Source organism: Collinsella sp. AM34-10, from assembly GCF_003469185.1.
In the GTDB taxonomy this organism is placed as follows: Bacteria; Actinomycetota; Coriobacteriia; order Coriobacteriales; family Coriobacteriaceae; genus Collinsella.
This window is the reverse complement of record NZ_QSIL01000010.1, coordinates 1-15,883: the sequence shown is the minus strand read 5'-3', so window position 1 is coordinate 15,883 and position 15,883 is coordinate 1. Positions and strand designations below refer to the sequence as shown.

The window sequence follows — 15,883 nt, the reverse complement described above, 5'->3', positions numbered from 1 at the left end:
CGCACCTACTTGCGACGAAGCAGCGCCGAGACCTCGGGCATCTTAAAGACGAAGGCAAGACCAAAAGTTACAGCGAGCGAGACGACGCCTGCAACACAAACGTAGCCCAGGGTAATGAGGATCGAGCTGCCAAGCGCTCCGACAAAGTGCTCAAGTGCCCACATGACGCCGGCGCCCGCGGCAGCGCCCAAGCCACCGAACAGTAGGCCGAAGAAACCGCCATGCAGGATAGACTTGACCTGAAGGCCATGCAGACGACGGCGCAGCCACCACAGTGAGCATCCGACCAAGACCACGTAGTCAACGACGTACGAAAGCGCAATTGCCGGCATACCGTAGCCCAGCACCACGCCAAACAGCAGCACAGAACCGGCCTGGCCGATAGCGGAGTACAGGCAATAGCGGCTATAAGGTTTCATATCGAGCAGGGCCGAGAAGCTCTTCTGCATCAGCACGACCACGCCGTAGAGCGGCAGGGAAAGTGCCAGATAGATAAGGAACTCCGACACCAGCGCCACACCGGATTCATCGAACTTGCCGGCGCAGTAGATCATGTTGAGCGGACGGGCGAAGACGATCAGATACATCGCAAACGGAATCAGGAAGAAGAGCATCTGGGCGACACCGCGCGAAATGCCCGTGCGGACGCTGTCGTAATCCTTCTCCTGCGCATCGTGAGAGAGTTCGGTATAGAGTGCCGTCGAAAGCGAGGCGGCGATCAGCGCATAGGGCAATGTGTACCACAGGCGCGCATATGCGATGACGGAAGGGCCGGTCTCGGGCTGCACCACCAGCGCGGCGGCATTGGTAATGGAGGTCGAGACAAACATGCACACCGTGGCGAGCAGCGTCGGGATACCAAGCGCGATCGTCTGTCGCAGCGCGGGATCCTTAAAGTCGATATGGATATGAGGATGCACGCCATGCTTGCCAAGCGCGGGAATCTGGCAGGCCATCTGGACAAAGACGCCGAGGGTCGTACCAACTGCGATCAAGATAATACCGGCCTGCTCGCCAAATTGTGCAGACACGGGAGCAAAGCCCATAAAGCTGGCGATGACGATGACATTGTTGAGAACCGGGGCAAACGTCGACCAGAAATAGTCGCGGTGTGCGTTGAGAACGCCCGAGAACACCGAGCCCAAGCCATAAAACAGAATTTGAATAGCAAAGAAGCGGAACATGAACGCAGCGGTATCCATGCTGCCGCCATCGCCCGAAAGGAACGACTGCGTCCAAATAAAGCCGGGAGCAAACACGGTGCCCAGCAGCGAGATACCGCCCAGCAGCAGAAGCAGAATACCAAGCAGGTTGCCGACATACTCGTTCGATGCCTCGCGACCCTGCTCGCGCCTCACACCCATATACACCGGCAAAAACGCCGTAACGAGCATGCCGCCCATCACGAGCTCGTAGAGCATGTTGGGCAGGTTGTTGGCAACCTGATAGGAGGACGAGAGCAGCGACATACCGATGGCGGCCGCCATGGCCCACGTGCGGATAAACCCGGTGACACGCGACACGATGGTCAGCACGGTCATAAGGCCAGCAGAACGACCAACCGTGGAGTAGTCCGACGAACCCATATCGTCTACGTCGTCCTGAGAGTCCTCATAAACCTCATCTTGTGGCGGCAAATCGTCCACGACGGCAAAGGAGCCGGTCATCGCAAAGGGATCGTCAACCAAAACGGCGTCATCAGCAGGTGCGGCGTCATCGCTGTTCGGCATGTTGTTACCGGATACGGCATCATCATCGAATATGGCATGGTCGCCAAACACCGTGTCAACTTCATTGGCGGCGACGGTTCGGGCAGAAAACGACAGAGGGTCCCAGTCGTCATCACCGTCGATGGCCACGCCCTCGACGGGATCGGTCGAACCAAGCGGCGACCATTCGTCATCCGAAAGAAGCGGTTCGCCATCATCATGAGCCGTGGGCTTGGCGGAATGAGCGGCAGGAGCGCTCTGCGGTGTGCTCTTTCCCTGGGCTGCCATCAAAAACACCGCCGTCTCATCGGGACGCGGCTCACGAGGAGCCTCGGAGGCGATCGGCATCACGCTGGCGCTCGATTGAGCGGCGGCCAAAAAGACAGCCGTCTCATCGGGACGAGCCGAAGAAAGAACCGTACGGGGAAGTGCCGTGCCGGCACCGGCGGCACGCAAGTACACGGCCGTCTCGCCCGGGTCAGCGGCAGCGGACCAGGCGTTTCGAATCTCGTTATCGAACGAAGCGGCCTCGGGCGCGGGCGTCTGAGGAGCCGACCCTTTTGCAAAGTGAGCTCCGCGCTTTGATTCTTCCTGCGGCATCGCTCAGTCCTCTCTCGTGATCGGGGCAACCGTCGCCCCGCAAAATGCAACTAAGTCATCGGGAGCAAGCTCAAGCTGATAGCCGCGCTTGCCACCCGAGATAAAAATGGTATCCCAAAGGACGCATGTCTCATCGATCAGAGTCCGGAAGCGTTTTTTCATACCGACCGGACTGCAACCGCCGCGGACATACCCCGTCGCGGCAAGCAAATCTTTGACATGCATCATGGTCAGCGACTTTTCGCCTGCGGCGCGCGCGGCGGCCTTGAGGTCGAGCTCGTCGGCAACGGGAATGCAGCACACGACATGGTCGTTGGACGGCGTCGTGCAGACCAGGGTCTTAAATCCCTGACCGGGCTCCTCGCCAAGCTGCTCGGAAATCGCGACGCCCAGCCCCGACGATTCGTCGTCATCGTCTTCGTACGTATGGAGAACATAGGGGATGCCGGCGCTTTCCAGCTCACGCATGGCGTTGGTCTTTGGCGTCTTCACGGCCTTCGGCATGGCATATCCTTTCCCTCATATAAGAACGCAATTTTTAAGTATATGTCCATTTGCGCGGCATACGCTATCTCGACAAAGAGAGCGCCACCGAATCGCAAGGAATCGGCGGCGCTCATGTTTCAAAAACACCTATGTATTAGGCATCGAGTTGCGCTTGACGCTCCTTATCGCGTTTGAGCAACGGCGCCAAGAACTTGCCGGTATAGCTCTGCGGGCATGCCGCAACCTGCTCTGGCGTACCCGAGACCACGACAGTTCCGCCACCGTTGCCACCCTCGGGACCCATATCGATCAGACGGTCGGCGACCTTGATGACATCGAGGTTGTGCTCGATCACCAACACCGTATTGCCCGCATCGACTAGACGCTGCAACACATCAAGTAACTGGCGAACGTCCTCAAAATGAAGACCGGTCGTAGGCTCGTCCAAAATATAGAACGTCTTACCCGTCTGACGGCGATGAAGCTCCTTGGCGAGCTTTACGCGCTGCGCCTCACCACCCGAGAGCGTCGTGGCGGGCTGGCCCAAGCTCACATAACCTAGGCCGACGTCATACAGGGTTTGAAGCTTTCGCTTGATCTGCGGAATATTCCCAAAGAAAGCCAGTGCCTCGGCCACGCTCATGTCAAGTACGTCCGAGATAGTCTTGCCACGATAGGTAACCTCGAGCGTCTCGCGGTTATAGCGCTTGCCGCCACAAGCCTCGCAGGGAACATAAATATCGGGAAGAAAGTGCATCTCAATCTTGATCTGGCCGTCGCCCTTGCACGCCTCGCAGCGTCCGCCGCTCACATTAAAGGAGAAGCGTCCCGGCGAGTAGCCACGCGCCTTCGACTCCGGCGTGCTCGCAAACAGCGCGCGCAGATCATCCCACAGGCCAATATAGGTCGCAGGGTTCGAACGCGGCGTGCGACCGATCGGCGACTGGTCAATGTCGATCACCTTATCGATGCACTCGATGCCCTCAATCTTCTTGTACGGACCCACGGGACGCGTCGAACGGTGGATGGCATTCGTAAGCGCGGGCGCAATCGTATCGGTGACCAGGGAGCTCTTGCCCGATCCCGAAACACCGGTAACGACTGTGAGCGTACCGAACTCAATCTTGGCGGTAACGTTTTTGAGGTTGTTGGCGCGGGCGCCCGTGATCTTAAGGCAGCCGCGGCCGGGCTTGCGGCGCTCGTCTGGCACGCGGATCATCCGCTTGCCGGTCAAATAAGCACCCGTCATGGAATCGGGGCACGCCATGATATCGGCAGGCGTTCCCGCGGCGACCACGTGCCCGCCGTTGACGCCCGCGCCTGGCCCCATATCGATCACATAGTCGGCAGCGCGAATCGTGTCCTCATCGTGTTCAACGACGATAACGGTGTTGCCGATATCGCGCAGGCGCTCGAGTGTCTTAATCAGCCGCTCGTTGTCGCGCTGGTGAAGACCAATCGAAGGCTCGTCCAGAATATAGAGAACGCCCATGAGGCCCGCACCGATCTGCGTAGCCAGGCGAATGCGCTGCGCCTCACCGCCGGAAAGCGTCGCCGAAGCACGATCGAGCGTCAGATAATCAAGGCCGACATCAACCAGAAAACGCAAGCGTTCCAGGATTTCCTTGACGATACGACCGCCGATGAATTGTTGACGCTCGGTGAGCTCAAGGTCCTCAAAAAACTCGAGCGACTCGCGGCACGACAGGCAACAAACCTCATAAATGGACTTGCCGCCCACGGTGACGGCGAGCATCTCGGGGCGCAGGCGAGCACCATGGCAGCTCGAACACGGCTCCTCGCGAATGTACTTCTCCAGGCGCGCCTTAGTGTTCTCGTTGGTCGTCTCGGTATAGCGCTCGTACAGGATATTGCGCACGCCCGAAAACTTGGTGTCCCACTGGCTGCGACGACCGTCGAGCTTTTGATAGTCCACCGAAATCTTCTTGTCGCCCATGCCATCCAAAAATGCACGGCGCACTCGCGGAGGTAGGTCTTCCCACGGTGTATCCGCGCTCACCTTAAAGTGCTTACAGACCGCGGCGAAGATCTGGGGGTAGTAGTTCGAATTGCCGAACAGGCTTCCAAAGACCCCATCGGCAATCGACTTCGACGGGTCCTCAATCAGCGCCTCGGCATCGACCGTTTTCTTAAAGCCCAGACCATCGCACTCGGGACACGCACCATAGGGCGCGTTGAACGAAAAGTCGCGGGGTTGTAGGTCGTCGATGGAGTGCCCGTGCTCCGGGCACGCCAGAGCCAACGAATACTCCAGCAGCTCGCCCTCGGTTCCCTCGGGAGCATCGCGATCGGGCAGCATGTACACGTTCACATTGCCGTGTGCCAAGGCAGTCGCCTGTTCAACCGACTCGGCGATACGGCCCAGAGAGTTTTCCCGAATCACGATGCGGTCGACTACGACCTCGATATCGTGCTTGAACTTTTTGTCCAGATCGATGGGGTCGTCGAGCGAGCGTACTTCGCCGTCGACACGCACGCGGCTAAAGCCCTCAGCCCGAAGATCCTCGAACAATTTTGCGTACTCGCCTTTGCGCCCGCGCACCACCGGTGCCAGCACAAACGCACGACGACCCTCTCCCGCTGCCAGGACCTTATCGGCGACCTGGTCGGTGGTCTGGCGTTCGATAACGCGACCGCACTCGGGGCAGTGTGGCGTGCCCACGCGTGCAAAAAGCAAGCGAAGGTAGTCATAAATCTCAGTTACAGTACCCACCGTCGAGCGCGGATTCTTGGACGTCGTCTTCTGATCGATCGAGACGGCCGGCGAAAGGCCGTCGATCGAGTCTAGATCGGGCTTGTCCATCTGGCCTAAAAACTGGCGCGCATAACTCGACAGGCTTTCCACGTAGCGACGCTGACCCTCGGCATAGATCGTGTCAAACGCCAGCGAGCTCTTGCCCGAGCCCGAAAGACCGGTAATGACCACGAGCTCGTCGCGCGGGATGGAAACATCGATATTGCGCAGGTTGTGTTCGCGCGCACCACGGATAACGATAGAAGAATCAGACATGGAAGCTCCTTGCCTCCTATAACCTCAAATCACACTGTCGATGAGTTTAACGCACTCAACGCGCACAGATGTTCGTAATACAAGATTCGCAGACCTTTTGCTTTGCGTGTCGGGTGCTTTGTTTCTCGAAATGCCGTGGAAAGGTTAGAGTAATCTAAAACTGAACTTAATTTGCTGTAACAGAGGAACGTCCATGACCGAAGATATCCCCCTTGAAATCACTTCGAGTGGCATGGCCAATCTGCCCATATTCATCGCCGTCCTTATCGTGGCCGCCGTCGTCGTGCGCGTGTATTTTTCAATCAGACACAACGAAAAACCGCCCATTGCCCGCGTCTTTTGGTGCGCGATGCTCCTCATCCCGCTCGGCATGGTAGCTGCATGGATTACGAATCAATTGCTCGTAAATGAGGACTGTTCCCTATGGGTCCTTTCTTATTCGGCGCTCGGTGCTGCCGCCGTCATACTTCTTGTCGAGCCCTTGGTTTCGGGACTTATCGACCAAACCGATCTTGCGACGGGAACGGTTGCCTGTATTTGCCGCGACATCCTTGTCGTCGCCGCTGTTTCAGCGCTCTCGTTCGTTTCACTCGAAATTGCCTGCAACGAAACGTTCTATCGCATTCCCGCCAACTCATTCGGGTTTTCCGTTGGGCTGCTCGCGACGGTTCTGCTCTCCCTTTATTTGCTGGGACAGCGTCATGGAGGCGTCATGGCCCTCGTGCCCGTCGTCTGTTGCACCCTTGGCATTGCCGAGCACTTCGTCATAACGTTTAAAGGCGAGGCCATCCTGCCGAGCGACATTTTGGCATTGGGCACCGCAATGGAAGTAAGTGAGGGATATGAGTTCACCTTCACTGCAGGAATCGTAACCTCACTCGCCCTGCTGGAGATTTCCCTGGGGCTTCTTTCGCTTATCCGACCGCGAAAGCTCCGTACGCCCGCCCATGTCTTCCCCGCAATCGCCGCTAACCTCTGCGCTTTTCTGCTAGTGACCGTTGTGGGGCTCTTGGGCTTTTCCAACATCGACTTGGAGCAGTCGCTGGATTTTGGATTTGACCGTTGGCAGCCCATCACCACGTATGCGTCTCAGGGTTTTATCACTTCGTTCACCGAAATGGTCAACGAGTTGCCCATTGAAAAGCCCGAAGACTATACGCCCGATGAGGCGCAGAGCATCGAACAGGAGCTCGCCGCCGCCTACGACAGCACGTATGGCTCGAGCGAGCAGCGCGCGGCGGCCGTTGCCCAGTTCAATGAAATCAAGCCGACGATTGTTGCCGTCATGAACGAGAGTTTTAGCGACCTTTCGTGCTTTGAGCAGCTCCAGGCGGCCGGGTACACCGGTCCCGCATTCTACAACTCGCTTCCCGACACACTTGTTCGCGGCACCATGCTCGCTTCGGTCACCGGTGGCGGAACGGCGAACTCCGAATTCGAATTTTTGACCGGAGCGACAACGGCCTTTGTCGGATTAGGCAAAATCCCCTATCAGCTGTATCAGATGAATAGTGTCAACAGCCTGGCAAAGGACCTTAAAGAGCTTGGGTATACTACTACTGCTATGCACCCGCAAAACCCCGTCAACTACCATCGAGATAAAATCTATCAGCAGCTGGGTTTTGGAGACTTTCTTTCAATCGGCGATTTCGAAGGTGCGCCCTATTACCATGCCGGCGTATGCGACTACGCCACCTACGACAAGATACTCGACCTGCTCAGAACCGACGAAGCCCCGCAGTTCATCTTTGACGTCACGATGCAAAATCACGGCGGCTACGACTATGGCACCGTTCCCGCCGAAGAGCTGACAAACTATTGGGTCGAGGGAGCCAGCGAGGGCGCCAATAGCGCGCTCAATACCTATCTCACCTGCATCAATGCATCCGACCGGGACCTCGAGTACTTTATCAATGAGCTCCGCAATATCGGCAGACCGGTTGTTCTTGTCTTTTTTGGCGACCATCAGCCGAGCGCCGCAACGACTCTCAACGACGAGCTGTACCCTCAGGAAGATACGGCAAGCCACGCTTTCCGTATCTATCAGTCGACCTATTTCGTCTGGGCCAACTATGAAATCGCCGGCAATACCGAGCTCAACGTCTACGACACCGTCGGGGCAAACGAGATTGCAGCTATTACCCTTAATAAGATCGGCGCCCCGCTCACTGACTATCAAAAGGCCCTGCTTGCAACAAGGTCAGATGTGCCCACCATCAATGTCGCCGGCTATATTGGTGCCGACGGGCTGCGCTACGACTTGGAATCTGAAGACAGCCCATACGCCTCGACGATCGACAAGCTGCAGCGCATGCAATACCTCGAGTTCGCCAGCAAAGTTCAGTAAGCCCGCCCATTCGCTTGGACCCATCGTATTGCAAGCACGCTCGGCCCAAATGCATCGCAAATGACTCCCGCTCGCAAACGAGGGTACAATGACGCTCGTGTCACACCGCGGGGCTCCGGCCCCAACATATACAAAGGAGTCATACATGGGTTGCGAGCACGCACAAGCAGCCGGCGGACAATCAACGCCGTCGCAATTTGAAGAGAATACGCTGTCGGAGGTCAAGCGCGTTATCGCTGTGCTTTCCGGCAAGGGAGGCGTCGGCAAGTCGTTTGTGACGGGCGCCATCGCAACCGAGCTCGCCCGCCGCGGCAACAAGGTTGGCATTCTCGACGCCGACATCACCGGCCCCTCCATCCCCAAAATGTTCAGCATGAGCGGACGCCATGTCCATGCCCTCGGCAACCTCATGCTGCCCGAGATCTCCGAGCACGGCGTCAAGGTCATGAGCTCCAACCTGTTGCTCCAAAACGAAACCGATCCCGTCCTTTGGCGTGGCCCGGTTATCGCGGGCGCCATCAGGCAATTCTGGAGCGAGACCTCGTGGGGCCCCATCGACTACCTGCTGGTCGATATGCCTCCGGGAACGGGTGACGTCGCGCTCACCGTTTTCCAATCGCTGCCCGTCGATGGCATCGTCATCGTCACGAGCCCGCAAGACTTGGTCTCGATGATCGTCGCCAAGGCAGTCAACATGGCCGAGAAGATGAACGTCCCTATTCTGGGCATTGTCGAGAACATGAGCTATATCGAGTGCCCCGACTGCGGCAAGAAGATCGAGGTCTTTGGTAAGAGCAAGCTCCCCGAAGTCGCCGAGCGCTACAACCTCGACATCTTGGGTCAGCTTCCCATCAATCCGTCACTCGCCGAGGCCTGCGATAAGGGTGAAGTCGAGACCGCACTGCCCGATGACATGCTGCCCAAGGCCGTCTCCGCCGTTGAGGCCATCGCCCCGCACAAGACAGACGAGGCCTAAGTGAACGCAAGCGCCTTCTATGACGTCTTGGTGATCGGCGGCGGGGCCTCGGGCCTCGCCGCCGCCATTACGGCGGCGCGTGTCGACAAAAGGGTCTGCGTCGTCGAGCGCGACGTCGCCTGCGGTCTCAAGCTGCTCGCAACCGGAAACGGCCGCTGCAACCTCTCAAACGAATCCATCGACATTCGGCGATATAACCGCCCCGCCTTTGTCGAATCCATCATGGGCCCCCAACCCGAGCAAGATCTCGAGAGTTTTTTCTCCTCGCTGGGCATCATGACGATCCGTGAGGAAGGCCGCCTATACCCGCGCTCCCTTCGCGCCGAGTCGGTTCGCGATGCACTCCTCAATGCATGCGAGCGTTTGGGCATCACCCTACTCTGCGGAACTAACGTCATTGCGGCTCATAAGGCTTCCGAAGGCTGGACGCTTCAGATCGACCGTCCCGCTCATGTACTCAAACCCAAAAAGCACGGCGACCGAAAGACGGAGCTCCGTTCGCTTCGAAAGGCGTTAGCCGATACTCCTCGCACGAGCGATGCCCTGCAGGCAAGGGCCGTGGTTATCGCTACGGGCGGCAACCCCACCGGCATCGCCGAGGTGTTTAGCCTTCCCTTGACGCCCCTGCGCCCCGTCCTGTGCCCCGTATCGGCATCAGTCGTCGGCGACCGGACGGCACTCGGAACTCTGGATGGTCTGCGCGTCCGAGCCCGCTTAACGCTCTCGCGCAGCCACGAAGAGCTCTGGCGAGAAGATGGCGAAGTGCTGTTCCGTGCCTTCGGCATCTCAGGCGTCGCCGCCTTCAATCTCTCTCGCCGTATCAACCAGGGCGACACTGTTCTGATCGACTTCTTTCCAGATTTCTCCAAAGATGAGCTGCTCGATACGCTCGAGCAGCGTGTCAACGTGCTCGGCGATTTTTCGCCCCGAAACTCCCACTGGCTTGACGGCATGCTCGCCCCGCAGCTCTCACACGTCGTCTGTACGGCATTCGAGCGGTGCCATCCCGGCTCGCGCGATGTCATCCACCTGGTCTCAATCCTCAAGCACTTTAAACTGTCCGTCGAAGGGACGGCAGAGGAGCGCTCAGCACAGGTCACGCGTGGCGGCATATCTATCGAGTGCGTCTCGACACCCAATCTTTACGTGAACAGCACCACAGGCGCCCCGCTTTACGTCTGCGGAGAAGCGCTCGACATCGACGCCGATTGCGGAGGCTTTAACCTTGCGTGGGCCTGGATCTCGGGTATTCGCGCTGCAAGCAGCCTGTAGCCGCGCAGTCTATAATCAAAAACGCATTCGGGCCGTCTGGGATACCGGACGGCCTCTTTCTTGCCTCTAAGGAGACCTCGATGATCGAAATCACCCAAGTCAACGCGACGCTCGATGAGGCCGGCGACGAAAACGCCTGCCTTGCTATTGGCAGACGCGCCGTCAAACGAGCCCTTCGATGCGAGGATTCCCAGATTAAAGCCATTGAGCTCCATCGCAAGTCAATCGACGCCCGTAAAAAGCGAGATGTTCATTTTATTTTGAGCTTTCGAGTTGAGCTGACAAGCTCCCGACTCGAACAGGAAGTGGTCGACCGCGTCGCCGAGCGCAACCGCTCGCGCATCCGCATGGTTGACGGCGAGGCTCCTTCATTCCCCAACCCCGTCCCGAATGCACCCAAGGGGCGTCCCGTCGTTGTCGGCGCCGGTTGCGCCGGTCTCTTCGCCGCCCTGACCCTTGCCGAAGCGGGCCTTAAACCCCTGCTCATCGAGCGCGGCGACCCGGCATTTCGCCGCTCACATGCGATCGACCTCTTTCTAAAGGAGCGCATCCTCGACCCCGAGAGCAATATCCAGTTTGGTCTGGGCGGCGCGGGGACCTTCTCGGACGGCAAGCTCAATACGGGAACCAAAAATCCCGCCCATCGCCTTATCCTCGAGACCTTCGTCGAAGCGGGCGCTCCCCGCGATATTCTATGGGATGCAAAACCGCATATTGGCTCCGACATCCTCCCCGCCGTCGTTACCAGCATCTCCCAGCGCATTGAACAGCTCGGAGGAACCGTTCGCTATCGAACGAAACTCGTTGACATTCACACTGACACATCTGGCGCCATTGTCGGTATCGACATCCAGTCGTCCCACGACGCGACAAGCGAGTCAATCAACACAAAGCATCTCATCCTTGCTTGCGGTCATTCTGCCCGCGACGTATTCGAGGTTCTCAAAACCCATGATGTCGCCCTCGCTCAAAAGACGTTTGCCATGGGCGTTCGCATCGAACACCCGCAGTGTGATATCGATCGGGCGCAATATGGCCCCGCGGCGGGTCATCCCGCGCTCGGAGCAGCCCCCTATAAGCTCGTTACCCATCTTCCCAACGGCCGCAGCGTATTCTCATTCTGCATGTGTCCTGGCGGACAGGTTGTCGCAGCCTCTTCAGAGCCCGGCCATCTGTGCGTCAACGGCGCCAGTCTCAACGCCCGCGCCGGCCGCAACGCAAACGCCGCTCTCCTCGTTAACGTCACGCCCGACGATCTCCCCAGCGACGATCCTCTTGCAGGCGTAGAACTCCAGCGCATTTGCGAGCGGGCTGCCTATCGCCTTGGCGGCTCCAACTGGAACGCACCGGCACAGCTCGTCGGCGATTTCCTTGCAGAACGCGCCAGCACGACATGCGGCAAGGTAAAGCCCACCTATCCGCTCGGCGTGACTTGGACAGCAATCGATGAGTCATTGCCGCAACATATCATCGAGTCGCTTCGTCTGGGAATTCCCTTACTCGGCAAAAAACTGCGTGGCTACGACCATCCCGATGCCGTCCTCACCGGTGTTGAGACACGCTCGAGCTCTCCGGTCACCGTTACTCGAGACCGTCAATGCCACGCTGTATCGACCCCGGGGCTCTACCCTTGCGGCGAGGGGGCCGGATATGCCGGAGGAATCATGAGCGCAGCTACCGATGGCATCCGTTGCGCCGAAGCCCTGATCGCAGACCTCTAGCGCACGAATTCCAGCACGCAAAAGACACAGGCCCCGAGCTCCACAGGGAACTCGGGGCCTGTTCGCTATTTCTTAAACCGTGCACCCTGGCGTTTTCTGCCCGATGCGAACGTGGAACCCTTGCGGGCCTGCGAACGTAAGCGCTCGATCGTCTCGTCCTCAGACGCACCCTCGAGCATCGCCCGAATCTGAACGACAGCATCGCGCAGGCGCGCCGCCTCCTCAAAGTCCATGGCGGCAGAAGCGTTGCGCATATCCTCTTCCATGGTTTCGACGATCCGCACAAGCTCGTCATGCGGCAGTTCTTCCAACTGCTCCGCAAGTGTCTGCTCGGGTGCCACCGTTTCCGGCACGCCGCCCTCGCCCGACTCATCGGGCGTATAGAATGCGCCATGGCCAAGGGAGTCGCCCTTCGAGCGCCCCTTGGAACCCACAGTCTTTTCGGCCTCGGCAATAAAGCTCGAAATGTCGTTAATGGCCTTGCGGACCGTCTTGGGCACAATGCCATGCTCTTCGTTATATGCCATCTGAATCTCGCGACGGCGCTGCGTCTCCTCGATGGCTTCTTTCATCGAATCGGTCACAACGTCTGCATACATGATGACCTCGCCGTCGGCATTACGGGCCGCACGGCCAATCGTCTGAATCAACGAACGGCGATTGCGCAAGAAGCCTTCCTTGTCAGCGTCGAGAATTGCCACCAGCGAGACCTCGGGGAGATCCAGACCCTCGCGGAGCAGGTTGATGCCAACGAGAACATCAATCTTTCCCTCGCGCAGCGTTCGCAGGATCTCGACACGGTCCATCGTCGCTGTATCGGAGTGCATGTAGTTGACCTTAATGCCGGCATCGAGCAGGTGATCGGTCAGATCCTCGGCCATGCGCTTGGTCAGCGTGGTCACCAGCACGCGCTCCTTACGGGCCACGCGCTCGCGAATCTCGTCCTCAAGATCGTCAATCTGGCCTCGGACCGGACGAACGTCGATTTTGGGATCGAGCAGGCCGGTCGGTCGAATGATCTGTTCAACATCGTTTTGACTCACACGCAACTCATAGTCGCCTGGCGTGGCCGAGACGTAAATGAACTGCGGAATCCTCGCCTCAAACTCATCGAAACGAAGCGGGCGGTTATCGAGCGCCGACGGAAGACGAAAACCATGCTCAACAAGCGTAACTTTGCGCGAACGGTCGCCTTCGTGCATACCGCGAATCTGCGGCACCGTCACATGGCTCTCGTCGATGATGCAAAGCATATCCTTGGGGAAGTAGTCAATCAAGGTAAACGGCGGTTCACCCGGCTTACGTCCATCCAGATGGCGCGAGTAGTTTTCGATGCCGTTGCAAAAGCCCATCGTCTCGAGCATCTCGAGGTCATAATCGGTCCGCTGCTGCAGACGTTGCGCCTCGAGCAACTTGTCGGTCGCCTTGAGCTCCGCCACGCGCTTCTCGCACTCTTCGCTGATTGATTTCAGGGCCGCCTTGACCTTTGGCTTCTCGGTCACGTAGTGCGAAGCCGGCCACACGGGAATCGCTTCGTACTCACGTAGCATTTCGCCGGTGACCTCATCGATCTCGGCAATCAGCTCGACCTCGTCGCCAAAGAACTCAAAGCGCAACGGATGCTCGGCATAGGGCGGATATACGTCGACAACATCGCCGCGCACGCGGAAGGTGCCACGTGCCAGGTCATAGTCATTGCGGTCGTATTGAATGTCAATGAGCGCATGGATGAAGTCGTCGCGCTCGAGCGGCACCTTCTTATCGACGTTCGGCGCCAGGCCCGCATAGTCCTCGGGAGAACCGATGCCATAGATGCACGAGACCGATGCGACGACAATCACATCCCGTCGAGAAAGCAGCGATGCCGTCGCCTGATGGCGCAGCATCTCGACCTCCTCGTTAATCGAGGAGTCTTTCTCGATATACGTATCACTCTGCGGTACATATGCCTCGGGCTGATAGTAGTCGTAGTACGAGACGAAGTAGACCACGGCGTTGTTGGGAAAGAATTCTTTGAGCTCGCTCGCGAGCTGGGCGGCGAGGGTTTTGTTGGGGGCCATGACCAGCGTTGGCTTACCGAGAGCTTCGATGGTCTTGGCCATGGTAAAGGTCTTGCCCGAGCCGGTTACGCCCAGCAAAACCTGATAGCGGTCTCCGTCCCTCACACCCTGCACAAGCGACTCAATGGCCTTTGGCTGGGAACCTGCAGGCTCATAGGGAGACACGACCTCAAACGGCACCTCAGAGCCCTCAACGCCAAAGCGTTTGAGCTCTCCGCCAACACGCTCAACTTCAAAATCCGCCATGGATACTCCTAACTCATACATCTGCAGTATACGCAGGCGGCAGGCATAGTCCTATACGAACCGGTCGGGATAGAGGGTCTTATAGCGAACCCATGCATTATTGACACGAATCAAATAAGCTTGCGTCTCGGGGAAGGTAATCGCGTTATGGAGCGATGTGTTTTGCTGCGCCCACCCATCGACATTGCCCATTCCGGCATTGTAAGCAGCAATAGCGCTATCCGTCGAGCCATTGAAATATGTCAGCAGGTACGAGAGATATGCGCACCCAAATTCAATATTCGAAGCGGGGTCATTCAGGTTATCGGCAGAATACTCGTCCCCGTCGACAAGGCCCTTGGCGATCATATCCTGAGCGGTTTCGGGCATAAGTTGCATGAGACCTTGGGCGCCCTGGTTTGATTCCGCCTCGGGATCCCAGTTTGATTCCGACTTGATGACGGCACATACCAGATACGGATCGAGATTATGCGAAATGCTGGACTGCTTTACATACGCCTCATAGTCAATCGGATAGAACGGTTTAAAGAAAGCGGCGGGAGCACACGAGTAAACGAGCGAGATAAGGCCAAAGACGAAAACGACAGTCAGGGGCACAAGGCGATACCACGTAAAGAAGCGCGTCTTAGGCATCTGTCGTCCCCTTATCCGTAGCGTCCATAAGGCCATGGCGGGCAAGCCATGCGTCCAGTTGTACAAAGAGCGAGCTATCGCCCGCCGCGTTATCAATCACGGTAGTGGCTAGACTGCAAAGCGAAGACTCATCGGGCTGGCAAGCACAGCGAGCATCAAAATCGGATGCCTCCATACCACGGTGAATAGCGCGTTCGCGACGGACCTCCAAAGGAGCGCTAACAACCATAATTTCATCCGCAAGGCCAAAGGCGTCCTCAAAGCCAGCTGGAGCAGATACTTCGACCGCCGCAAAGGGATAGCGAGGAGTCGAAACCGTACAGCAGACAGGATCGAGAATCCTCAGCGAAAGCTGCTCAATGAGAACGGGGTGCACAATGCTATTGAGCCTTGCAACCGCATCAGGAGAGGCAAAAGCTCGAGAAGCGAGGATGTTACTTCGAACGCCGCCCTCCTCGTCCAAAATATCCCAGCCAAACTCTTCAGCAAGAGCATTGACGATATCCGACCCCGGCACGTACAGCGATTTGGCAAGAACGTCTAAATCGATAAGCAGGGCTCCGCGAGATTCCAGATAGCGGCAGGCAGTCGATTTACCCGAAGCAATATTGCCCAAAACAAAAACGGTAAACATCAAGCCCTCCCTAACGTCAATGCGAGATATTATCGCGCAAATACAAAGCGACAGTTCAAAAAACAGCCAAACAGTAAGAGAGTCAAAAGAAGGGCCCGTTCACAAGGGACAGCTTGTATATAACGCAAAAAAGGGGGAGGCCGCGAGGCCTCCCCCTTCTACATTCCC

General features: G+C 57.7%; 10 protein-coding genes. 4 read left to right on the top strand and 6 right to left on the bottom strand.

From position 1 onward, the window contains the following. Positions 1 to 5: 5 nt before the first annotated feature. The 3 genes from murJ to uvrA form a co-directional block, all read right to left on the bottom strand. Positions 6 to 2,309, bottom strand: a complete 2,304-nt coding sequence (murJ, locus tag DW823_RS09095; RefSeq protein ID WP_233543073.1) for a murein biosynthesis integral membrane protein MurJ — start codon at positions 2,307 to 2,309, stop codon at positions 6 to 8. A 3-nt stretch (positions 2,310 to 2,312) separates the two neighbouring features. Next, entirely contained in the window at positions 2,313 to 2,813 is a 501-nt protein-coding gene (gene ybaK, locus DW823_RS09090; protein WP_118081932.1) for a Cys-tRNA(Pro) deacylase, read from the bottom strand. Positions 2,814 to 2,949: 136 nt separating this feature from the next. Beyond that, the gene (gene uvrA / locus DW823_RS09085; protein WP_118081930.1) at positions 2,950 to 5,826 is read right to left on the bottom strand and encodes an excinuclease ABC subunit UvrA; all 2,877 of its coding nucleotides are present in this window, start codon (positions 5,824 to 5,826) and stop codon (positions 2,950 to 2,952) included. A gap of 193 nt (positions 5,827 to 6,019) precedes the next feature. Here uvrA and DW823_RS09080 point away from each other — a divergent pair, with 193 nt between their 5' ends. From DW823_RS09080 to DW823_RS09065, 4 genes are all read left to right on the top strand, one after another. Then, complete coding sequence (locus tag DW823_RS09080) at positions 6,020 to 8,173, top strand: LTA synthase family protein (protein ID WP_118081927.1); 2,154 nt, start codon at positions 6,020 to 6,022, stop codon at positions 8,171 to 8,173. Between the two features lie 145 nt (positions 8,174 to 8,318). Then, positions 8,319 to 9,149, top strand: coding sequence for an Mrp/NBP35 family ATP-binding protein (locus tag DW823_RS09075; protein WP_118081925.1), 831 nt, complete (start codon positions 8,319 to 8,321; stop codon positions 9,147 to 9,149). Then, complete coding sequence (locus tag DW823_RS09070; RefSeq protein WP_118081923.1) at positions 9,150 to 10,421, top strand: NAD(P)/FAD-dependent oxidoreductase; 1,272 nt, start codon at positions 9,150 to 9,152, stop codon at positions 10,419 to 10,421. An 80-nt stretch (positions 10,422 to 10,501) separates the two neighbouring features. After that, positions 10,502 to 12,142: an NAD(P)/FAD-dependent oxidoreductase gene (locus tag DW823_RS09065; protein ID WP_118081921.1), complete on the top strand. Its 1,641-nt coding sequence runs from the start codon at positions 10,502 to 10,504 to the stop codon at positions 12,140 to 12,142. Between the two features lie 65 nt (positions 12,143 to 12,207). Here the strand turns inward: DW823_RS09065 and uvrB are convergent, their stop codons facing one another. The 3 genes from uvrB to coaE are packed head-to-tail and all read right to left on the bottom strand — an operon-like array spanning position 12,208 to position 15,715. Continuing rightward, positions 12,208 to 14,448 (bottom strand): excinuclease ABC subunit UvrB, encoded by a 2,241-nt coding sequence (uvrB, locus tag DW823_RS09060; protein WP_118081919.1) that lies wholly within the window; start codon positions 14,446 to 14,448, stop codon positions 12,208 to 12,210. A gap of 51 nt (positions 14,449 to 14,499) precedes the next feature. Beyond that, positions 14,500 to 15,081 (bottom strand): lytic transglycosylase domain-containing protein, encoded by a 582-nt coding sequence (locus DW823_RS09055; RefSeq protein WP_118081917.1) that lies wholly within the window; start codon positions 15,079 to 15,081, stop codon positions 14,500 to 14,502. After that, a complete protein-coding gene (gene coaE / locus DW823_RS09050) occupies positions 15,074 to 15,715 on the bottom strand; it encodes a dephospho-CoA kinase (RefSeq protein ID WP_118081915.1) in 642 nt (213 codons plus the stop codon). Before coaE ends, DW823_RS09055 begins: the two co-directional genes overlap by 8 nt. Between the last annotated feature and the right edge of the window lie 168 nt (positions 15,716 to 15,883).